This is a genomic window from Serratia sp. G204Y, assembly GCF_051172435.1.
GTDB lineage: Bacteria > Pseudomonadota > Gammaproteobacteria > Enterobacterales > Enterobacteriaceae > Serratia > Serratia sarumanii.
Map to the genome: position 1 here is coordinate 1 of NZ_JBPIZA010000009.1, position 22892 is coordinate 22892.

Annotated in this window: 14 protein-coding genes; 4 read left to right on the plus strand and 10 right to left on the minus strand. The window is 63.0% G+C overall.

Annotation, left to right across the window (positions count from 1 at the left end):
* The 4 genes from ACSBQQ_RS23435 to ACSBQQ_RS23450 all read right to left on the minus strand — a co-directional run.
* Positions 1 to 2510: AMP-binding protein (locus ACSBQQ_RS23435; protein ID WP_435013475.1), on the minus strand; the 2510-nt coding region annotated here is incomplete at its 3' end.
* On the minus strand, positions 2446 to 9879 hold the full coding sequence (locus ACSBQQ_RS23440; RefSeq protein ID WP_435013476.1) for an amino acid adenylation domain-containing protein: 7434 nt from the start codon (positions 9877 to 9879) through the stop codon (positions 2446 to 2448). The genes ACSBQQ_RS23440 and ACSBQQ_RS23435, both read right to left, overlap by 65 nt.
* A gap of 611 nt (positions 9880 to 10490) precedes the next feature.
* On the minus strand, positions 10491 to 11180 hold the full coding sequence (locus ACSBQQ_RS23445) for an LrgB family protein (RefSeq protein ID WP_033649720.1): 690 nt from the start codon (positions 11178 to 11180) through the stop codon (positions 10491 to 10493).
* Complete coding sequence (locus ACSBQQ_RS23450) at positions 11173 to 11595, minus strand: CidA/LrgA family protein (protein WP_060428842.1); 423 nt, start codon at positions 11593 to 11595, stop codon at positions 11173 to 11175. Before ACSBQQ_RS23450 ends, ACSBQQ_RS23445 begins: the two co-directional genes overlap by 8 nt.
* Positions 11596 to 11735: 140 nt before the next feature.
* Here ACSBQQ_RS23450 and ACSBQQ_RS23455 point away from each other — a divergent pair, with 140 nt between their 5' ends.
* Positions 11736 to 12623, plus strand: coding sequence for a LysR family transcriptional regulator (locus tag ACSBQQ_RS23455; RefSeq protein ID WP_025304429.1), 888 nt, complete (start codon positions 11736 to 11738; stop codon positions 12621 to 12623).
* Positions 12624 to 12699: 76 nt separating this feature from the next.
* Here the strand turns inward: ACSBQQ_RS23455 and ACSBQQ_RS23460 are convergent, their stop codons facing one another.
* The 5 genes from ACSBQQ_RS23460 to ACSBQQ_RS23480 all read right to left on the minus strand — a co-directional run bounded on the left by ACSBQQ_RS23460 (position 12700) and on the right by ACSBQQ_RS23480 (position 17803).
* A complete protein-coding gene (locus ACSBQQ_RS23460; RefSeq protein ID WP_025304430.1) occupies positions 12700 to 14349 on the minus strand; it encodes a Na+/H+ antiporter in 1650 nt (549 codons plus the stop codon).
* A gap of 196 nt (positions 14350 to 14545) precedes the next feature.
* Positions 14546 to 15907 carry an NCS2 family permease gene (locus tag ACSBQQ_RS23465; protein ID WP_033636185.1) on the minus strand — a complete coding sequence of 454 codons (1362 nt, stop codon included), beginning with the start codon at positions 15905 to 15907 and terminating at the stop codon, positions 14546 to 14548.
* A gap of 332 nt (positions 15908 to 16239) precedes the next feature.
* Positions 16240 to 16647, minus strand: coding sequence for a VOC family protein (locus tag ACSBQQ_RS23470; protein WP_060428834.1), 408 nt, complete (start codon positions 16645 to 16647; stop codon positions 16240 to 16242).
* 47 nt (positions 16648 to 16694) lie between these two features.
* Positions 16695 to 17363, minus strand: a complete 669-nt coding sequence (locus tag ACSBQQ_RS23475) for a glutathione S-transferase family protein (RefSeq protein WP_049201475.1) — start codon at positions 17361 to 17363, stop codon at positions 16695 to 16697.
* Positions 17360 to 17803 (minus strand): lipocalin-like domain-containing protein, encoded by a 444-nt coding sequence (locus ACSBQQ_RS23480; protein ID WP_033636188.1) that lies wholly within the window; start codon positions 17801 to 17803, stop codon positions 17360 to 17362. Before ACSBQQ_RS23480 ends, ACSBQQ_RS23475 begins: the two co-directional genes overlap by 4 nt.
* A gap of 196 nt (positions 17804 to 17999) precedes the next feature.
* Between ACSBQQ_RS23480 and bhsA the strand changes: the two genes are divergently transcribed.
* Both bhsA and ACSBQQ_RS23490 read left to right on the plus strand, forming a co-directional pair.
* Positions 18000 to 18260: a multiple stress resistance protein BhsA gene (bhsA, locus tag ACSBQQ_RS23485; protein ID WP_033636189.1), complete on the plus strand. Its 261-nt coding sequence runs from the start codon at positions 18000 to 18002 to the stop codon at positions 18258 to 18260.
* Positions 18261 to 18409: 149 nt separating this feature from the next.
* A complete protein-coding gene (locus ACSBQQ_RS23490) occupies positions 18410 to 19159 on the plus strand; it encodes a 3-oxoacyl-ACP reductase family protein (RefSeq protein ID WP_033649717.1) in 750 nt (249 codons plus the stop codon).
* Positions 19160 to 19222: 63 nt separating this feature from the next.
* On the opposite strand, the gene ssb1 is transcribed toward ACSBQQ_RS23490, so the two are convergent.
* Complete coding sequence (gene ssb1, locus ACSBQQ_RS23495; RefSeq protein ID WP_004936793.1) at positions 19223 to 19753, minus strand: single-stranded DNA-binding protein SSB1; 531 nt, start codon at positions 19751 to 19753, stop codon at positions 19223 to 19225.
* Between the two features lie 277 nt (positions 19754 to 20030).
* Here ssb1 and uvrA point away from each other — a divergent pair, with 277 nt between their 5' ends.
* Positions 20031 to 22859: an excinuclease ABC subunit UvrA gene (uvrA, locus tag ACSBQQ_RS23500; RefSeq protein WP_060427051.1), complete on the plus strand. Its 2829-nt coding sequence runs from the start codon at positions 20031 to 20033 to the stop codon at positions 22857 to 22859.
* Positions 22860 to 22892 lie beyond the last annotated feature (33 nt).

Sequence of the window (22892 nt, forward strand, 5' to 3'; positions counted from 1 at the left end):
CGCGTGTTGGCGATCGGCCGCCCGATCGGCACCGACACCCGCTCCGCCTCCCGCGAACAGTGCCAGGCGGTGACGTCCACCGCCGCCTCCGTCGGCCCATACAGGTTATGCAACTCCGCCTGCGGCAGCCGGCGGTAAAACTCCGCCACCAGCGCCGCCGGCAGCGCTTCCCCGCTGCACATCACCCGCACCACCTGGCCGCAGCGCGTCGCCGCCTGCCCGTCCGCCAGGAAGCTTTGCAGCATCGACGGCACGAAGTGCAGCGTGGTGACGCCGTACTGTTCGATCGCGCGGCTCAGGTAGTCCGGATCCTTGTGCCCTTCCGGCTTCGCCATCACCAGACGCGCGCCGACCATCAGCGGCCAGAAGAACTCCCACACTGAGACGTCGAAGCCGAACGGCGTTTTTTGCAGCACCGTGTCCGCCGCCGTCAGGCCGTAGGCTTCCTGCATCCACACCAGCCGGTTGACCACCCCGCGGTGCTCATTCATCGCGCCCTTCGGTTTACCGGTCGAGCCCGAGGTGTAAATCACGTACGCCAGGTGCGACGCCTGCGCGCGCCGTTCCGGGTTCTCGGCGCTCAGCGTATCCGGCAGCGCCGCCTCCAGCGCCAGCTGCGGCGTCGCAGGCTCGCCCAGCGCCGCCCGGCCGGCGGCATCCGCCAGCAGCAGCACCGGGTCGGCATCCTGCAGGATGTACTGCAGGCGTTCACCCGGATAGGCCGGATCGAGCGGCACATAGGCGCCGCCGGCCTTGAGGATACCGAACAGCGCCGTCACCATGTTCAGGCCGCGTTCGGCGCACACCGCCACCCGGCTGTCCGGGCCGACGCCGCGCGCTATCAGCGCGTGCGCCAGCCGGTTGGCGCGGGCGTTCAGCTGGGCGTAGCTCAGGCTTTCCGCTCCGCTCACCAGCGCGGTGGCGTCCGGCGTGCGGCGCACCTGCTGCTCGAACAGCGCCGCCAGCGTCTGATCCAGCGGGTAGTCACGCTCGGTGCGGTTCCAGCCATGCAGCAGCAGTTCGCGTTCCGCCTCCGGCACCACCGCCAGTGAACACACCGGCGTCTCCGGCGCCTGCTCCAGCGCTTGCGCCAGTGAGCTCAGCGCCTGCACCATATAGTCACACACCCGCTGAGCATCGACCGTCTCGGTCACCTGCGCCGTCACGCCCAGCGAATCGCCGCCGTCCTCCACCGATAACACGAACGGATAGTTGGTGCGCTCTTCGGCGCTCAGCAAGCTGACACCTTCCGGCAACGCCACTGCTTCGCCGTTGTTGTGGCGATAGTTGAGCAAGGCGCTGAACAGCGGCGCCCCAGGGCTGACGCCGCTGCAGCGCTGCGCCAATGCCAGCGGCGCATGTTCATGCGCCAGTAGCCCGCTCAGCCGCACGTGTGCCTCTCTTGCCGCCGTCTCCACGCCTCGCCGATCGATGTCCAGACGCAGCGGCAACGTGTTGATAAACAACCCCAATGCCCGTTCCGCGCCTTCGCCGCCCTGCAGACGCCCCAGCAATACGGTGCCGAACACGACCGCGTCTCGCCCGCTGACGCTCGCCAGCACCTGCGCCCAGGCCAGGTGGCACAGGCTGGCCAGGCTGACGCCCAGCCGCCGCGCCTGTCGCCGCAACCGCAGGTTCAGCGCCGAAGAGAGCGCCTGGTAGCGGCAGGCGATTTGCCGCCCTTCGCCGTGCACGTCGCTCAGGCCGAACGGCAGCACCGGCTCGCTGATATCCGCCAGCATGTCGCGGAAGAAGCTTTCGTGCTCCGCCTCGCTGAGAGCCAGGCGCGCCTGCGCCACCGCATTGCGGAACGGCTGGGCGACGCCCAACTGTGCCCCACGGCCGGCGAGGATCTCGCCGATCTCTTGCTCCATGAAGGCCAGAGTGGAGTGATCGCCAATCAGATGATGCCACTGCTGCAAGGCGCACCAGCTGCCGTCCTCCTCCTGCGTGACGGTAAAGTTGAGCAGCGGCGCGCGGGTCAGATCCTGCCGCTGCTGCAACGGATCAAAGCTGGCCGCCAGCTGTCGCCAAATCGGGCCGTCAGCCGGATCGAAACGCCGCTCGCTCAGCGCCAGCTCAGCCTTGCGCCACACCACCTGCACCGGCGAGGACATGCCCTGCGTGATGAACGCGGTGCGCAGAATGTCATGGCGCTCGATCACCTGCTGCACCGCCGCCAGCCAGGCGTCCAGGCGCGCACGGCTGTCGAAACGCAGCACCGCGGACAGCTGGTACGGGTCGCCCCGTTCCGCCAGCAGATGGTGGAACAAAATCCCCTCCTGCAGCGGCGACAAGGCGTAGATGTCCTGTACGTTGGCCACGCCGCCCGGCACCTGCGCCACCACCGTGTCGATCTCCGGCTGGCTCAGCGTCGCCAGCGGCAACATCTCCGGCGTAATGGAGGCCCCGCCCGGTAAAATCCGGTTTTCCGGTATGTCGACCTCACCTTGCGCGCTCATCGCCTGCGCCAGCGCCGACAGCGTCGGCGTTGAGAACAGCGTCTGCACGTTCGCTCCCCAACCGGCGCGCCGCAGCTGAGCCATCAGACTTGGTCAGACGCACCGCCAGCAGCGAGTGGCCCCCCAGCTCGAAGAAGTTATCGTGGCGCCCGACCCGCTCCACGTTCAGCAGCTCGCGCCAGATCGCCGCCAGCAGCGTTTCGTGTTCACCCTGCGGCGCTTCGTACGCCGCCTGGCTCTGCGCCCCCTGCGGCTCCGGCAACGCCCGCCGATCCAGTTTGCCATTCGGCGACAGCGGCAACGCCGCCACCACCACCCAGGCCGACGGCACCATATAGTCCGGCAGCGCCGCGCTCACATGCTGCCGCAGCGCGCCCGCCAGCGTTTCTTCCGCCACGTCCGCGGCCGGCACCACCCACGCCACCAGCCGTTTGTCGTCGCCCACCGCCCGTGCATCCACCACCGCTTCGCGCACCGCCGGGTGCGTCGCCAGCGCCGCCTCTATCTCCCCGCATTCGATGCGGAAGCCGCGGATTTTTACCTGCTGATCGTTGCGCCCCAGGTACTCAATGTCGCCGTTCGCCAGATAACGCGCCACGTCGCCGGTGCGGTACATCCGCCCGCCCGGCGCGAACGGATCGCTCAAGAAGCGCTCCGCCGTCAGTTCAGGCCGGTTCAGGTAGCCCCGCGCCACCTGCACCCCGCCGATATACAGCTCGCCCACCGCCCCCAGCGGCACCGGCTGCCCGCGCTCGTCCAGCAGGTAGATGCGCGTGTTGGCGATCGGCCGCCCGATCGGCACCGACACCCGCTCCGCCTCCCGCGAACAGTGCCAGGCGGTGACGTCCACCGCCGCCTCCGTCGGCCCATACAGGTTATGCAACTCCGCCTGCGGCAACCGGCGGTAAAACTCCGCCACCAGCGCCGCCGGCAGCGCTTCCCCGCTGCACATCACCCGCACCACCTGCCCGCAGCGCGTCGCCGCCTGCCCGTCCGCCAGGAAGCTTTGCAGCATCGACGGCACGAAGTGCAGCGTGGTGACGCCATACTGTTCGATGGCGCGGCTCAGGTAGTCCGGATCTTTGTGCCCTTCCGGCTTCGCCATCACCAGGCGCGCGCCGACCATCAACGGCCAGAAGAACTCCCACACCGAGACGTCGAAGCCGAACGGCGTTTTTTGCAGCACCGTGTCCGCCGCCGTCAGGCCGTAGGCCTCCTGCATCCACACCAGCCGGTTGACCACCCCGCGGTGTTCGTTCATCGCGCCCTTCGGTTTACCGGTCGAGCCCGAGGTGTAAATCACGTACGCCAGGTGCGACGCCTGCGCGCGCGGTGCCGGGTTCTCGGCGCTCAGCGTCTCCGGCAACACCGCCTCCAGCGCCAGCTGCGGCGTCGCAGGCTCGCCCAGCGCCGCCCGGCCGGCGGCGTCCGCCAGCAGCAGCACCGGGTCGGCATCCTGCAGGATGTACTGCAGGCGTTCGCCCGGATAGGCCGGATCGAGCGGCACATAGGCGCCGCCGGCCTTGAGGATACCGAACAGCGCCGTCACCATGTTCAGGCCGCGTTCGGCGCACACCGCCACCCGGCTGTCCGGGCCGACGCCGCGCGCTATCAGCGCGTGCGCCAGCCGGTTGGCGCGGGCGTTCAGCTGGGCGTAGCTCAGGCTTTCCGTGCCGCTCACCAGCGCGGTGGCGTGCGGCGTGCGGCGCACCTGCTGCTCGAACAGCGCCGCCAGCGTCTGATCCAGCGGGTAGTCACGCTCGGTGCGGTTCCAGCCATGCAGCAGATGCTCCCGTTCGGCGGGCGGCAACAAATCGATATGGGATACTGACCGTGGGCTATTCAGCGTCATCGCCCGCAGCGCCTGTACCAGGTAAACGCCGTAGCGTTCGGCGGTAGCGCGATCGAACAATGCCGTGGCGAAGTTCAGCGTACCGCTGATGCCTTCGCCGGTATCGGCCAGATCGAGCGTCAGATCAAACTTCGCCGCGCTGTATTCCAGCCCGGCCAGCTCGGCCTGCAGCCCAGGCAGCGGAATATCGCGCACCGAACCGTCCTGCCAGGCCAGCATCACCTGGAACAGCGGGGTATAGCCCAGATGACGCGGCGGATTGACCAGTTCCACCACCTGCTCGAACGGCAGATCGCGATTTTCCTGCGCCGTCAGCACCGTGTGGCGGATCCGCGCGATCAGCGTCGGCAGATCCGGATCGTCGCGAAGATCGATGCGCAGCGCCAGCGTGCTGACGAAGAAGCCGACCAACGATTCGGTTTCCAGCCGGCCACGGTTGGCCTCCGGCGTGCCGATCACCAGCTCCTGCTGCCCGGCCATGCGCGCCAGCACCAGGCTCCAGGCCGCCAGCACCGTCATGAACAGCGTGCCGCCATGCTGCCGGCTGAATTGCCGCAGCGCCTGCGTCAGCTCGGCGTCTATCGCGATCGGCACCTCCCCGCCGCTGAAAGACTGCACCGTCGGACGCGGCCGGTCAGTCGGCAGCGTCAGCAGCGCCGGCGCACCGATCAGCGTTTCGCGCCAGTATTGCGCCTGCGCCGCCAGCCGCTCCGGCGTCAGATAGCGACGCTGCCAGGCGGCATAATCCGGATATTGCAGCGTCAGCGGCGGCAACGGATCGGCATCGCCGCGACGCAAAGCACCGTACAACGCCCCCAGTTCACGCAGCAGAATGCCGGTCGACCAACCGTCGGAAATGATGTGATGACAGGTGAGCAGGAACAGGTGCTCCTCATCCGCCAGGCGGATCAGCGCGGCGCGCACCAGCGGCCCCTGCGTCAAATCGAACGGTTGAGTGGCCGCCTGACGGCACAGCTTGTCGGCTTGCGCGGGGTGACGTCGCAGATCGTGGAACGCAAGCGGCAGCCCGTTTGCCGGCAAAATCTGCACCTGTGGCCGATCTTCCCGGGTGATGAACCGGCTACGCAGCGATTCGTGACGCGCATAGAGCGCATCCAGACTATGTTGCAGCGCCTGCCGGTCCAACCGGCCATGCAGCCGCAGCGCCAGGGGGATATGGTAGGTTTCGCTCATCCCCTCCAACTGGGTCAGGAACCACAGGCGTTGCTGGGCGAACGACAGGGGCAAATCGCCGTCGCGCGCCACCGGCAGTATCGGCAGCGGTTCCTGAGCCGGCGCAACTTCCAGCGCCTGCGCCAGCACGTGCAGTACCGGGCTGGCGAACAGCGCCTGCAACGGTAACTGCCATCCGGCCTGTTGCACGCGGTTAGCCAGGCGCACCGCCATCAGCGAGTGCCCGCCCAGTTCGAAGAAGTGGTCATAGCGACCGACGCGCTCTATGCCCAGCAGCTCGCGCCAGATAGCCGCCAGCAGATTTTCTGCCTCGCCCTGCGGCGGCGCATAGGCTTCACGCACATAGGCGTCGACCTGCGGCACCGGCAGAGCCCGCTTGTCCAATTTGCCGTTGCCGGTCAGCGGCAACGCCTCCAGCCAAACGTAAGCCACCGGCACCATATAATCCGGCAGCCGCGCCTGCAGATGCTGACGCAGCCCGGTCGCCAGCGTAGCGCGTTCGGCTTCCGGCGCCGGAACCACCCACGCCACCAGTCGCTTGCCCCCGTCGCCATCGTCAATCGCGTCCACGGCTACGCTGCGCACGCGCGGATCGGTACTCAGCTGAGCCTCCACCTCGCCGCATTCGATGCGGAAACCGCGGATTTTTACCTGCTGGTCATTGCGCCCCAGGTATTCGATATCGCCACCCGGCAGATAGCGCGCCAGATCGCCGGTACGATACATGCGCGCACCCGGCGCCCGGTTGAAAGGATCATCGAGAAAACGTTCCGCCGTCAATTCGGGCCGGTTCAGGTAACCCCGCGCCACTCCTTCGCCGCCGACGAACAGTTCGCCGATCGCCCCCATCGGCACCGGTTCGCCGTCGGCGCCCAGCAGATACAAGCGCAAATCCGGGATGCGGCTGCCGATCGGACTGGTGGTGATCGCCGTATCCTGCGCCGACAGCGGTCGATAAGTCACATGCACCGTGGTCTCGGTGATACCGTACATGTTGATCAACCGTGTCTGCCGGTTCTCTGGACGAGCAAACCACGGCGCAAGATCGCAAGGCTTCAGCATTTCACCACCGAACACGATCTCGCGTAGCTGCTGGCGCGCTTCGCTGTGCGCCTGAGCCTGGATAAAGGCTTTGAAGGCGCTCGGCGTCTGGTTCAATACCGTGATGCCGCTGCGGCAGACGAAATGATAAAAATCCGGCGCCGAGCGGGCGATCGCCTGCGGTACGATGAACAGCTGGCCGCCATACAGCCAGGCGCCCCAGATCTCCCAGACCGAGAAGTCGAAGGCGAATGAGTGGAACAGGCACCACCTGTCGGCGGCGCTGAAGTTGAACCAGGCGTTCGTCGCGCTGAACAACCGCGCGACCTGCCGGTGCTCCACCATCACCCCTTTGGGTTTGCCGGTCGAGCCGGAGGTATAAATCACATATGCCAGGTGCGCCGGGCGCACCCCGACGTCCTGCAGATCGTCGCTTTCTCCCCTCAGTGGCTGTTCCAGCGCCAGCACCGGCACCTCGCAGTCACCCAGCGCTTGTCGGCCGAGCTCATCCGCCAACAGCAGCACCGGCGCTGAGTCCGCCAGGATGTACTGTAGCCGCTCGCCGCTATAGGCGGGATCCAGCGGCACATAGGCGCCGCCGGCTTTGAGGATCCCCAGCAGCCCGACCAGCATCGGCAGCCCGCGCCCGGCACACAGCGCCACCAGGCTGTCCGGCTGCACGCCAAGCTGTACCAGCCGATGGGCCCAGCGGTTCGCCTGGGTATTCAATTCCGCGTAGGTCAGGCTGTCATCGCCATACGTCACCGCGATCGCCTCCGGCGTCCGTTTGACCTGTGCTTCGAACAACCGGTGCAGACAGGCCGTCGGCGAATGTGAAGCGACGGTGTGGTTGAGGCCCTGCAGCAACTGCGCGCGTTCTTCCTCGGAAACCAGACTGAGTTCGCCGACGGTGCGACGATGAGAACCCGCCCTCACCGCGTCGTTGAGCAGCATCAGCAGATGTTGCGTCGCCCGCAACATCTGCTCGTCAGCCACGGAGGCGGCGTCGTAGACCCAACGGAAAGCGCTGTCAGCCTTGCAGATTTGCAATACCGCGCGCGAGCCGGAAGCCATGATGGCGGCAACCCCCTCGTCTTCAGGCTGCAAGCCCTGCGCCGAGCGCCGGCTGACGATCGATACCGCCGTCGGCCAAGTCTGAGGCGCTCGCAGGTCCGCATCGCGCGTCAGCAACGCGGGATGATAATCGGCATGAGCGCGCAGCTGGCTATATTCCTGTTCCAGCGCGGCCAACGCCTGCTGGAAATTGCCGGTGTGATCAACAGAGACCTGCAGCGGCAGCACGCGCGCGCTCAGGTGAGCCCAACGCCCCCAATTCCGATCGTCCGGGGTGATCCACCCCAGCTGAAAATCGGTTTCATTGCACATGCGCGCCAGATAAAGGGTTGCTGCCGCCAGCACCTGCTCGCCGGCAATTTTTTCCAGGCGCTGCCAGGCCGTCGCCTGCCAGCGTGCGGGAAGATCCGTCTGGCGGCCAGGCCCCGGCGGGAACGGCGCCGGATAATAACGCGTCAGGCGCGGTTGCCAAAAGGCGGCGCTATCGGCGCTGGCGCCATACGCCGCGCCTAACAGCGAGGCTTCGGCAGCGTTAATCGTCGGCAAGACCAAGCCGACAGACAGGCCGCAGGCCTGCGCCAGCGCATCGCCTGGCTGAGCCGAGCCGTCGGCGCGCAAGAACGGCCCGACGCGCACCACGCCGGGGTTCGCGGCAATTACCCAGCCGTCGGCCTCGACGTGCAGCAGGGTACCGGGTTCGGCCTGCCGCTCATCGCTCACCGCCTGCAGCGCCGTCACGCCCAACACGCGCTCCGCCAACAGCATCTTCGCCGCGCATCCCGCGCCATGGCTCAACGAGCTCACCAGGCGCTGCAGCGCCTCAGCCGGGCGATCCCAACGAATGATGCCGCCGGCAGGCGGTTGCCGACGGTTGGTGTAAAAGCTGCCGCCGGCTTCGGCATCCGCCAGCGCCGCCACTTGCCGATCCAACGCCTCGATCGTCCCCGCCGTTGATGCGTTCAGCGCCCGTAAAATAAACTGGAAACGGCGCTGCAAAACATCCAGATCGCCTAATGAATTTGCATAATCGGCGTCAGAAAAAGTGACGTCCAGCTCATTCGCCTGCTGGTCTTCATACAGCATAATCTGTAGATCGCCGGACGGAATATTCCCGCCATAATACCAACGGGTGCGGCATCCCCAGAAAGGATCGCCGTGGTCGAAAGAAACAATGTTAATTGAAGGGCCAAACCAGGCGGAATCCGTCGCGCCATTGTCACGCCGAATGTCCTCCCCACGATATAATTGATGACGAACCACTTTTGCTATTTCGGCTGCGACCTTTTGGATAAATTCGGCCAGACTCAGCTGGGGTTCAACCTTGATAATCAAAGGGACAACGTTAGAGGTCATACCAATACTGTTTCGTTCTCTCGTTCCGGTCACCGGCATGCTGAAATTAAGATATTCACTGCCGGTCAGGCTGTAGAAACATAATGCTACGGCGGCGGCCAATATATGTGCGCGGTGTACGCCGATATTGTCAGCTTGTTGCTGCAGCTGATCCAATGCCTCTTTTTCCAGCAGCTGCGTGTTGCGGTTCATCGCGGCGTCCGGGGTCAATATGGCTCTACGCGACAAACTCTGCGGCGCAGCGGCAGTATATTCCCGCCAAAAAGCCTGATCGGAAGAAAAGCGTGAGGAGTCGCGGTATTTGATGTCGTTTTCATAAAGCAGAGAGAAATTGCAGTTGGCGAATTCAGGGATGACGCCGCCGGACGCCAGCGCGTTATAGTAAGCCGCGATGCGCCGCATCACTTCCTCGGCACTGCGGCCGTCGGTGATCATATGGTGGAAACGCCGATAGAGGACATAGCGCTGCGGAGCGAGCGTAATCACATAAAAACTAAAAGGTTCCTCTCCCGTGGCGCGGCGCGGCAGCGCCGCATCCGCCACCATCCAGCGTCTGGCCGCCTGCAGGGGATCGGGTTCCTTACTGAGATCGAGTGTGAACAGCGGCTCATGTGTGCGTGGCGCGCGGTATTGATAAAGCTCACCGTCTTTTTCCACAAAATGCGCTTGCAGAGCCGGCGTTTCTTCGACGATAGCATCGATGGCTTGCCGCAGCAGCTTAACGTCGAGAGGCCCGTCAACCTGCCCATAGCCCCAGATATTGAACGACAACTCTTTGGAAATATTTTCCCCCAGCCAGAGTTCACGCTGGGCGATAGTCATTTCATGCAGTTCGACTTTCTCCGCCGCGGCCTGAGCACCCGTACGGAGTTCCCCACTCTTCACATCAGTTTGTTTGTTCATAATATTCTCTAGCACGTTTTCATTACGTTAATGAAAGGGACCGTCCGGATTTAGGCAAAGCCTGGCCGTCCGACAGTTCAGGTCAGAATAAAAAAACCGTAGAAAAGTTGGGTCTCCCCCCAACTAAGAAAGGATGAAATGGTTAATCCAGAGGTTCCCCCTGTGCCTCAATTTGTTGAGCTGTGAAGTATAGGAGAGGATATTTTTTTTGGCGAAATGTGCGAAAGGGAATAAATGACCATTTTATTTCCCCGATATTACTCAGGGATGACGAGCGTATTCCGCTTGTATTAATCTGAGATAATTAGAGAGGAACTCATATTCTTTTGTATTATTCACCGTAGTTAATGTGCAGCAATGCTTACGATAAGAGCCTCTCCATATCAATAAGTTATGCTTTATTGTTTTTATGGTAATAATTTATTGTTTAATTAATTCATTGCCATTTAAAATGAACGGCAATTTTGCTCGCGGCGCATCTATCGTTTTTTGTTATAACGATGGGAAAAATTATGCTGAAAAATTTCTTCGTTTTTTCGGGCGTCAATCAACGGCATCGTTCCCAATGCAGACAACGTAAAACGGGGCGGCAGAGCCCGCCCCGAGAGGTCTTACCACATCAGCCGACCGATCAGCGGCGCGGCCACCACCGTGATAATGCCGGCCAACATCATCACCAGGCTCGACACCACGCCCTCCTGCGGCCCCAGTTCATAAGCGCGGGCGGTGCCGGCGCCGTGCGACGAGGCGCCAAATCCGGCCCCCTTCGCCAGGCGGCTGCGCACCGCCAGCCGCAGAAACAGAATGTCGCCCACCGCCATGCCGAACACCCCGGTGATCACCACGAACAGCGCCACCAGATCCGGCTGCCCGCCCATCTGTTTGGCGGCCTCCAGCGCGAACGGCGTGGTAATCGAACGCACCGCCAGGCTGCGCTGCACCTCTTCCGGCAGCGTCAGCAGGCGCGCCAGCCACACCGAGCTGTACACCGCCACCAGCACCGCCGTCGTTACCCCGGCGGCCAGCGACAGCCAGTGGCGGCGGATGATGTGCAAATTCTCGTACACCGGCACCGCAAAGGCGATGGTCGCCGGCCCCAGCAGCCACAGCAGCCAGTGGGTTTCGCCGATATAGTCCTGATAGGAGATGTGGGTGACCACCAGCAGCAGCACCAGGATCATCGGCGTCAGCACCAGCGGCATCAGCAGTAACGTGCGGCGGCGGCGGTACAGCTTCTTGTTGGCGAAGTAAAGCGCCAGCGTCGCCAAAAAGCAGGCCAGGCTGAGGATAAAATCATTCATGGCGCTGCTTCCGCCGCTGCAGCCAAATCTCCAGCCGATACACCCTGTCCACCACCAGCCCGGTGGCGCCCAGCGTCAGCATGGTGCTGACCGCGATCACCAGAAAGATCTTCCAGCCCTCGACCATCAGCAGTTGGGCGTAGTTGACCACCGCCACCACCGCCGGCACGAAGAACAGCAGCATTTCCGCCAGCAGCCAGCGGGAACCGGCCTTGACCCAGCTCAGCGGCAGAATGCGCAGCAGGATCAGCGCCAGCAGAATCAGCATGCCGACGATATTGGCGGGGAGCGGCAGGTGGAATTGTTGCACCAGGCGATCGGCGATCAGGAACAGCGCCGCATACAACGCCACCTGAATCGGCACCTGCAAACGGGTCAGCAGGGAGGGGGCAACGCGACGTAACGCCAGAGACATGAAAGATGACCTCAAACAATAAATTGACGGCCTACAGTATACGCAGCCGGGAAACCACGCCTGAAATGAATTAAAATTATCGACATCATGCCGTCCGGGAATAGTTTCTCGCCGGTAGCGCCCTCAAGGAGGCCCCTAACGTGGATGTCCGCACCCTGCGCTACTTCGTTGAAGTGGTGCGCCAGCAAAGCTTCACCCGCGCCGCGGAAAAACTGTTCGTCACCCAGCCCACCATCAGCAAGATGCTGCGGCATCTGGAAGAGGAGCTGGAATGCACGCTGCTGATCCGCGAAGGCCGCAAGCTGCGCCTGACCGACAGCGGCCAGGCGGTGTATCAGCGCGGCCTGACGATCCTCGACGAATTCCGCCAGCTGGAGGCGGAGCTGGAAGACATCAGCTCGGTGAAAAAAGGCGTGCTGCGGCTGGGCATTCCGCCGATGGTGGGCAGGCAGATCGCCGATCTGATCCGCCGCTTTCGCCAGACCTATCCCGGCATCGAATTGAAAATTTCCGAGCTGGGCGGGCTGTCGGTCGAACAGGCGGTGATGTCCGGCGAACTGGATCTGGCGATGACGGTGCTGCCCTTCGATTCGGAACAGCCGCTGACCTTTCTGCCGCTGCTGGGCCACCCGATGTGCGTGGTGGCGCCGCGCACGCCGCAGTGGCTCAACCGCACCCGCATCAATATCGCCGAATTGGCCGACAGCCCGATCCTGATTTATAACGAAGACTTTGCGCTGTACAAGATGTTGATGAAGGCGTTTCGCCAGGCCGGTTTTGAACCGCAAATCGCGGTGCGCAGCGGCCAATGGGACTTTCTCGCCTCGATGGTGCAGGCCGGCGTGGGCATCGCCATGCTGCCGGAGCCGGTCTGCCGCTGGCTGGACAAGGAAAACCTGGTCTGGCTGCCGCTGGAGCCACGCATGGAGTGGAAAATCGGGCTGATCTGGCGCCAGGGCAGCTACCTGTCGCACAGCGCGCAGGCCTGGATCGCCTGCTGCCGCGACTACTGGCCGCCGCTCAAGTAGCCAAAAAACAAGGGCCGCGCAGGCGGCCCTTCGGGACAGAAATAGAGAGGAAAAACGTTAATTCCTCGTCTGAGGTTTAGCCTTCGCGCTCGATCAGCAGCGCTTCGAGCAAGTCGAGATCGTGCAGCAGTTTTTGCAGCGTCTCGTTGCTGATTTTCTGCGTGGCGCGCAGGTGGTACAGCTCGCCGCGCTCGGCGCGCAGCGCCGTCAGGCGGAAACGCCGCTCGAGGTTTTCCATCGCCAACGCATTCTCGATATCGTCTTTCGACGCAATGCGCCGCCGCAGCATGCCCGTCACCCGCGAACTGACCTCTTTCAACACCTGCGGATCGAGGTTCTCTTCGGTATCGGCAACCAGGCGCTCTTCCATTTTATTCACGCTCTCGATCGCCACTTCGGCCGCCATGGCGATCGCCATGCGCTCTTCGTGCTTGCTGGCGCTCTTGTCGGCCACCTGCACGCCGCGCAGCAGCAGCGGCAACGCCAGCACGCCGACGATCAACGACAGCAGGATCACCCCGGCGGCGATAAATACCAGCTGATAGCGCGCCGGGAAGGCGGTGCCGTCGCTCAGCAACAGCGGTATCGACAGCACACCGGCCAGGGTAATCGCCCCGCGCACCCCGGCGAACGACGCCACCCACAGCTCACGCGTGCTGTAGTCGCCGAACTGCAGCGGGCGCTTTTTCATAAAGCGGTTGCTGGCCTTCTTCATTACCCACAGCCAGGTGAAACGCAGCACCAGCAGCGCGGCGTAGATGGTGGCCACGTCGGCGAACAGGTACCAGGTCTGGATGGTCGGATCCAGCTCCGCCTGCAGAATGGAGGTCTCAAGAATGCCCGGCAGTTGCAGGCCCAACATGATGAATACCATGCCGTTGAACACGAATTCCAGCATCGCCCACACGCTGTTGGCGCGCAGGCGCATCGCCAGCGGCGCATTGCGGATCACGCCGGATTGGCTGATGGTCATCCCCGCCGCCACCGCCGCCAGGATGCCGGAAACGCCGATGTGTTCGGCGATCAGGTAAGAAGCGAACGGCAGCAGCAGCAGGAATACGATCTGGGTCGCCGGATCGTCGCCGCTCCAGCGGCTCATCACCCGCAGCGATTTACTGTAGGTCCAGGTGACCGCCACGCCGGCCAGCAGGCCGCCGATCGCCACTTTGAGGAACTCGAGGGTTGCGCCGCCCACGGTGAACACCATGGTGCCCATCGCCACCGCGATGGCGAACTTGAGCGACACCAGGCCGGACGCGTCGTTCATCAGCGCCTCGCCCTCGAGCACGCCCATGATCGGCTTGGGAATGCGCCCTTTGCCGACGATGCCGGACAGCGCCACGGCATCGGTCGGCGACAGCACCGCCGCCAGCGCGAAGGCCGCCACCAGCGGAATGCCCGGCACCATGGCGTAGATCAGATAACCGACGCCGACCACGGTGATCAGCACCAGCACCAGCGCCAGGCCGAGAATTTCACGCCCGTGGTGCAGGAATTCGCGCGTCGGCGTTTTCCAGCCGTCGGCGAACAGCAGCGGCGGGATGAACAGCACCAGGAACAGTTCGGGATCAAAGTCGACGTGCAGCCCGAAATGCGGCCAGGCCAACAGGGCCCCGATGGCGATTTGCATCAGCGGCAGCGGCACCTGGAACGGCAACATGCGCGTCACCACCCCGGACAGGGAGACCACCAGGATCAAAATGAGGATTGTAAAAAAGATTTCCATGCTTTCCTTAGACTCTACGATTCAGACGACATCGGCTCAGGGCCTGCGTTGGTCCCGATAGTAGATCACTTTTTTTACAGCCGTTAAAGCTTGTTGTGCCTTTCAAAACGCGGTGCAGAGCAGAAGAAGACTTATCTTAAGAAGGGAATTGCCGTGACAGCTTCCCTCGCCCGCCGGGCGAGGGAAACCCGAGGGCTTAGATCGCCCAGCCGCCGGCGTAGAACGCCACCAGCGCCACGGCGATCAGCACGGTGCCGATGTTCAGCTTGCGCCATTCGCCGGAGAAGATGCGGCCGATGACCAGCGAGCTGAAGCCCAGCATGATGCCGGTAACGATGTTGCAGGTCAGCACGATGAACACCGCGCACAGCAGGCCGGCCATCGCGTCGACGAAGTCGTTGAAGTCCAGCTTGGTGACGTTGCTCAGCATCAGCAGGCCGACGTACATCAGCGCCGGTGCGGTGGCATAGACCGGCACCAGATAGGCCAGCGGTGACAGGAACAGGATCAGCAGGAACAGAATGCCGACCACGGTGGCGGTCAGGCCGGTCTTGCCGCCCGCGGCGGTGCCGGCGGCGGATTCGATGTAGACCGCGGCGGGCGCGGCGCCCACCAGGCCGGAGAAGATGCTGCTCAGGGAATCCGAGGTCAGCGCCTTGCCGCCGTTGATGATCTGCCCGTCTTTATCCAGCAGGTTGGCCTGCCCGGCCACCGCGCGGATGGTACCGGTGGCGTCGAACACTGCGGTCATCACCAGCGCCAGCACGCTCGGCAACACCACCGGCTGCAACGCGCCCATGATATCCAGGCTGAAGATCAACGATTTGCCGTCCGCGTCCGCCAGGCTCGGCATGGCGAACAGCCCCTGGTATTTCACCGCCGGGTCGAAGATCAGGCCGATGATGGAAATGGCGATGATCACCAGCAGAATGCCGCCGGGCACGCGCAGTTTTTCCAGGCCGAAGATCACCGCCAGGCCGACCAGCGTCATTACCACCGGGAAGGAGGTGAACGCGCCGAGCGCCACCGGCAGGCCATCCAGCGGATTCTTCACCACCAGGCCGACGCCGTTGGCGGCGATCAGCAGCAGGAACAGACCGATACCGATGCCGGTGCCGTGCGCCACGCCCATCGGCAGGTTGCGCAGGATCCAGGCGCGGATACCGGTGACCGAGATGACGGTAAACAGTACGCCCATCAGGAACACCGCGCCCAGCGCCACCGGAATGCTGATGTGCTGGCCCAGCACCAGGCTGAAGGCGGTGAAGGCGGTCAACGAGATCGCACAGCCGATGGCCATCGGCAGGTTAGCCCACAACCCCATCAGCAGCGAGCCCAGACCGGCCACCAGGCAAGTGGAGACAAACACCGCCGCCGGCGGGAAGCCCGCTTTGCCCAGCATGCTCGGCACCACGATCACCGAGTACACCATCGCCAGGAAGGTGGTCAGCCCCGCCACCACCTCCTGGCGCACGCTGCTGCCGCGCGCGGAAATTTTAAAATAGCCATCAAGCCCGCCGGTTGGTTTTGCGGCGTGGTTCGCTTGAGAGTTCGACATAGGTTACTTCCCCTGTGTTTCATGAATCGGCCCGTCGCAGCAGGCCTGTAATCTCGCCCGCGCCCGATCGTCACGTAATCGTTTACGTCACGTTCCGCATCCGTGCCCTTCCGTCGCAGCGCCAACGGCGATGCGCACCAAGGCAAACGTTTAACTCGCAGCGCGCGGTACGGGTGATTTATGGTGGTTTATTCAAGGCAAACGATTATCCTGCCTTCCATAGCGTCTAATCAACTAAAGATCGCGGCAATTTATGCAGAAAGCGGCGGGAATAGCGCCAGCACAATAAAACCGGGGCGACGGGCGCCCCGGCGAACGCCGTCGCGGCAAGGTTATTGCGTCTGCACCGCAGCGGGATCCATATACATCAATTCCCAGATATGGCCATCCAGATCCTGAAAACCGTGGCCGTACATCACGCCGTAGTCCCGCGGCGGGTGGTAGATGTTGCCGCCGCCGGCGACCGCCTTGCGCACCAGTTCGTCCACCGCCGCCCGGCTGGGTTGCGACAGGCATACCAGCACTTCGGTGGCCTGCTTGGCGTCGCCGATCGGGTTCGGGGTAAACACCCTGAATTTGTCGTGGGTCAGCAACATCACGTAAATCGTGTCGCTGACCACCATGCACGCGGCGGTGTCATCGGTAAATTGCGGGTTGAAAGTGAAACCCAGGCGGGTGAAAAACGCCATCGAGGCGGGCAGATCGCGGACGGGCAGGTTAACGAAGATTTGCGTAGCCATGGGCTACCTCCGATGAAGAATGACCCCATCGAGTATAGCCCATCCGCTTAACTCAGCAGGTCGTAAGGACCGCCCTGCTCCAACGCCCGCTGGTAGGCGGGCCGGGCATGAATACGCTGCAGAAAGCCGCGCAGTTTCGGGCAATCATCCAACGCGCCGCGCGCCGCCATCGCCTCCAGCGGGAAGCTCATCTGAATGTCCGCCGCGCTGAAGTCGTTGCCGACAAACCAGCTGCCCTTGTTCAGGTGCTGTTCGAGGAACTCGCAGTGCGGCGCGATCTGCTTGTCGAGATATTCGCGCTGCACGCCCTTGCCGATCGCGCCGGCCACCGGCCGCAGCAGCCAGGGGATCGGCGGCTGGCCGAGCCGGCTGAACACCAGTTTCATCACCAACAGCGGCATCAGCGATCCTTCGGCGTAGTGCAGCCAGTAGCGGTATTGCTGGCGCGCGTGGAAGTCGGTCGGCATGAACATCCCTTGCGCGTCATAGGCTTCCTGCAGGTATTCGATGATGGCGCCGGATTCCGCCAGCGTCAGATCGCCGTCGACGATCACCGGTGATTTGCCCAGCGGATGGATCTTTTTCAGCGCCGCCGGCGCCAGCATAGTCTGCGGATCGCGTTCGTAGCGTTGCACCTGATAGGGCACGCCCAGCTCTTCCAGAAACCACAGAATGCGCTGCGAGCGCGAATGATTGAGATGATGAACAATGATCATAAAGAAGCTCCTGTCCGCTGCCACACCAGTTCGCCCACCTGCACGCCGTTGCCGAGCTGCAAGGGCACCGTGCGCAACGTCAGCCGATCGCCGCTGAAAGCGTAAAAACGCACCTGACGGCTGCCTACCCAGTTGGGGAACGAGCAGCCTTCGACCTGATGCACCACCCGCTGCTCGCTTTCCTCCACCTGATAGCGGCCGAAGTAGCAAATCATATTGATGAAGGCGGCGCGGATCTCCCGCTCTGACCCCTGCGCCAAATCGTCGGCGGCGAAACGCGGCCGCACGGCGCTGTAAAGCTGCGCCGCCATCGTGCCGTTGGCCTCATAATGGATGCGCCCCAGCACCTGCTCGCCCAGCGGGTAATTCAGCTCGCCGTCCTGGTTCTCAAATGCCGAGGACACCAGCGCCCAGCTGCCGATAAATGCGTTTACCGTCATTACGCTTCTCCGGTTAAGGATCGTCTGTAAAGGGTAGTGGCGATTTTTACCGCGCGCCAGCGGATGAAAAAACAATCAGTTTATTTGACAGAGATACTCAAAACTCTCCGATTTTTTATTCCAGCCTGTCGCACTACTATTTAATACATCGAGAGACAACGGGCTCTCATCCAATCAATACGCTGAGGAATACATCATGAAAAACGTCAAAATTTTTGCTACCGCTGCGCTGCTGGCTACCGCTTCTTTCGCTACCTTCGCCGCTGACCTGCCGTCCAGCCAACCCGCTGCAGACGCCCAGAAAATCGGCGTAGTCTCCGTTAGCGGCGCCAGCAACCTGAGCGCGCTGGAAAGCGAACTGGCCAGCAAAGCCGCTGCGTCAGGCGCCAGCTCATACCGCATCGTCGCCGCCGGCGGCCAGAACAAACTGTACGGCACCGCAGAAATCTTCAACTGATCGTCGAACAGCCAACCGACGGAAGAAAGAAGCCCCGCAAGGGGCTTTTCTCGTTGTGGGCAGGCAAAGCTCTTTGTGAACAGTGGCCGCCAGACATTTCACCGATACTGGGAATAACGCCTTACCCTCACCCACTTTGGAGAAATAACATGACCACAGCACAACCTCTGCATGGCAAAGTCGCGTTCGTCCAGGGCGGCTCACGCGGCATCGGCGCCGCCATCGTGAAACGGTTGGCGAGCGAAGGGGCCGCGGTCGCCTTTACCTACGCCGCCTCGGCCGATCGCGCCGAAGCGGTGGCAAGCGCCGTTACCGCCGCCGGCGGCAAAGCCCTCGCCATCAAGGCCGACAGCGCCGATGCGGCGGCACTGCAGCAGGCGGTGCGCCAGGCGGTCAGCCAGTTCGGCAATCTGGATATTCTGGTGAACAATGCCGGGGTGTTTACGCTGGGCAGCACCGAGGAGCTGGCGCTGGACGATCTGGATCGCATGCTGGCGGTCAACGTGCGCAGCGTGTTCGTCGCCAGCCAGGAAGCGGCGCGCCACATGAACGACGGCGGCCGCATCATTCACATCGGCAGCACCAACGCCGAGCGCGTGCCGTTCGGCGGCGCGGCGGTGTATGCGATGAGCAAATCGGCGCTGGTCGGCCTGACCAAAGGCATGGCGCGCGATCTCGGCCCGCGCGGCATCACCGTCAATAACGTGCAGCCCGGCCCGGTAGACACCGAGATGAACCCGGACGCCGGTGAGTTCGCCGAGCAGCTCAAGCAGCTGATGGCGATCGGCCGCTACGGCAAAGATGAAGAGATCGCCGGCTTCGTCGCCTACCTCGCCGGCCCGCAGGCGGGTTATATCACCGGCGCCAGCCTGAGCATCGACGGCGGCTTCTCGGCGTAACCATCCCTGAAATGCAAAAAGCCCCGTGAAGGGGCTTTTTTTTTGGCTGCAAACGGCCGGATATCAGAACGGGATATCGTCGTCGAAATCCATTGGCGGTTCGTTGCTGGTCGCCGGAGCGCTGTTCTGCGCCGGGCGCGACTGCTGCTGGCCGCCGCTGAACTGGTTGCCGCCCTGTGGCTGCTGAGGCTGGCCCCAACCGCCCTGGCCGCCGGCAGATTGACCGGCCGGTGCGCCGCCGCCCTGACGGCCGCCCAGCATCTGCATGGTGCCGCCGACGTTAACCACGATCTCGGTGGTGTAGCGATCCTGGCCGCTCTGATCCTGCCATTTACGGGTCTGCAGGGAGCCTTCGATGTAGACCTGAGAGCCTTTACGCAGGTATTCGCCCGCCACTTCGGCCAGTTTGCCGAACAGCACGACGCGGTGCCACTCGGTCTTCTCTTTCTGTTCGCCGGTCGCCTTGTCACGCCAGCTTTCGGAGGTCGCCAGGGTAATGTTGGCCACTGCGCCGCCGTTCGGCATGTAACGGACTTCTGGATCCTGACCCAGATTCCCGACCAGAATTACTTTGTTTACGCCTCTGCTGGCCATGAGCACTTCTCCCGATGATTGATTTCTACACAGTATAAACGCGTCAGTTTACCACGCTGAGTGCGAAACCACACCCGTGTTGATAAGTGCGAATTGCATTCCAGAATTGTCTTTTCGATCGACCTTGTTGCATTCGCATACTGGATATTCATTCAGGTTTTTTTGTGTCATAATTATGCGTTTCGACCTGGCTGTGCCGGTTTTTTGCGAGATCCATCACAAAATCCCCCGCAAAAATCGCGACAGGCGCGGTGTATCATCAAGACGGGAAGTGTAAATGGACAATATCGAAGTTCGTGGTGCTCGAACCCATAATCTGAAAAACATCAACCTGATCATCCCGCGTGACAAACTGATCGTCGTCACCGGCCTGTCCGGTTCCGGCAAGTCATCGCTGGCTTTCGATACGCTGTATGCCGAAGGGCAACGCCGCTACGTCGAATCGCTCTCCGCCTATGCGCGCCAGTTCCTGTCGCTGATGGAAAAACCGGACGTCGATCATATCGAGGGCCTGTCGCCGGCGATCTCCATCGAGCAGAAATCCACCTCGCACAACCCGCGATCCACGGTCGGCACCATCACCGAAATCCACGACTACCTGCGCCTGCTGTTCGCCCGCGTCGGCGAGCCGCGCTGCCCGGATCACCATGTGCCACTGGCGGCGCAAACCGTCAGCCAGATGGTCGATAACGTGCTGAGCCAGCCGGAAGGCAAACGCCTGATGCTGCTGGCGCCGGTGGTGAAAGACCGCAAGGGCGAGCACACCAAAACGCTGGAAAACCTGGCCGCCCAGGGCTATATCCGCGCGCGCATCGACGGTGAAGTGTGCGATCTGTCCGATCCGCCGAAGCTGGAGCTGCAGAAGAAACACACCATCGAAGTGGTGGTCGACCGGTTCAAGGTGCGCGAGGACATGGCGCAGCGCCTGGCCGAATCGTTCGAAACCGCGCTGGAGCTGTCCGGCGGCACCGCGGTGGTGGCGGACATGGACGACGAGAAAGCGGACGAGCTGCTGTTCTCCGCCAACTTCGCCTGCCCGATCTGCGGCTACAGCATGCGCGAGCTGGAACCGCGCCTGTTTTCCTTCAACAACCCGGCCGGCGCCTGCCCAACCTGCGACGGCCTGGGCGTGCAGCAGTTCTTCGATCCGGATCGCGTGGTGCAAAACCCCGAGCTGTCGCTGGCCGGCGGCGCGATCCGCGGCTGGGATCGCCGCAACTTCTATTACTTCCAGATGCTGCGCTCGCTGGCGGAGCACTATGAGTTCGATGTCGAAGCGCCGTTCAACACCCTGAGCGCCGACGTGCAGAAGGCGGTGCTGAGCGGCTCCGGCAAAGAGTCGATCGAATTCAAATACATCAACGATCGCGGTGATACCACCGTGCGCCGTCATCCGTTCGAAGGCGTGCTGCACAACATGGAGCGCCGCTATAAAGAGACCGAATCCAGCGCGGTGCGCGAAGAATTGGCGAAGTTCATCAGCAACCGCCCTTGCGCCTCGTGCCACGGCACTCGCCTGCGCGAAGAAGCGCGCAACGTGTTCGTCGAAGACACCACGCTGCCGGAGATCTCCGATCTGAGCATCGGCCATGCGATGACCTTCTTCCAGAACATGAAGCTCAGCGGCCAACGCGCCAAGATCGCCGAAAAAGTGCTGAAAGAGATCGGCGATCGCCTGAAATTCCTGGTGAACGTCGGCCTGAACTACCTGTCGCTGTCCCGCTCGGCGGAGACGCTCTCCGGCGGCGAAGCGCAGCGCATCCGTCTGGCCAGCCAGATCGGCGCCGGCCTGGTGGGCGTGATGTACGTACTGGATGAGCCGTCGATCGGCCTGCACCAGCGCGACAACGAGCGCCTGCTGGAAACGCTGATCCACCTGCGCAACCTCGGCAACACGGTGATCGTGGTGGAGCATGACGAAGACGCCATCCGCGCCGCCGACCACGTGATCGACATCGGCCCCGGCGCCGGCGTACACGGCGGCCAGGTGGTGGCGGAAGGCACCGTCGACGACATCATGGCGCAGCCGGACTCGCTGACCGGCCAGTTCCTCAGCGGCAAGCGCGAGATCGCCATCCCCGCACAGCGCGTGCAGGCCGATCCGACCAAGGTGCTGAAGCTGAGCGGCGCGCGCGGCAACAACCTGAAGGACGTGACGCTGACGCTGCCGGTCGGTCTGTTTACCTGCATCACCGGCGTTTCCGGCTCCGGCAAATCGACGCTGATCAACGATACGCTGTTCCCGATCGCTCAGCGCCAGCTCAACGGCGCCACCATCGCCGAACCGGCGCCATTCCGCGAAGTGACCGGCCTGGAACATTTCGACAAGGTGATCGACATCGATCAGAGCCCGATCGGCCGCACGCCGCGCTCCAACCCGGCCACCTACACCGGCATTTTTACCCCGGTGCGCGAGCTGTTCGCCGGCGTGCCGGAATCGCGCAGCCGCGGTTATACGCCGGGCCGTTTCAGCTTCAACGTCAAGGGCGGGCGCTGTGAAGCCTGCCAGGGCGACGGGGTGATCAAGGTCGAGATGCACTTCCTGCCGGACATCTACGTGCCGTGCGACCAATGCAAGGGCAAACGCTATAACCGCGAAACTCTGGAAGTGAAGTACAAGGGCAAAAGCATCCACGAAGTGCTGGAGATGACCATCGAAGAAGCGCGCGAGTTCTTCGACGCGGTGCCGGCGCTGGCGCGCAAGCTGCAGACCCTGATGGATGTCGGCCTGTCCTACATCCGCCTCGGCCAGTCGGCCACCACGCTCTCCGGCGGTGAGGCGCAGCGCGTCAAGCTGGCGCGCGAGCTGTCGAAGCGCGGCACCGGCCAGACGCTGTATATCCTCGACGAACCGACCACCGGCCTGCACTTCGCCGATATCCAACAGCTGTTGGCGGTGCTGCATCAGCTGCGCGATCAGGGCAACACCATCGTGGTCATCGAGCATAACCTGGACGTGATCAAAACCGCCGACTGGATCGTCGATCTGGGGCCGGAAGGCGGCAGCGGCGGCGGCGAGATCCTGGTCGCCGGCACGCCGGAAACCGTGGCCGAGTGTGAAAAATCGCACACCGCGCGCTTCCTGAAACCGCTGTTGAACAAGTAGTATCGCCGGCGTGCGGGCCGTCGCTCAGGCGGC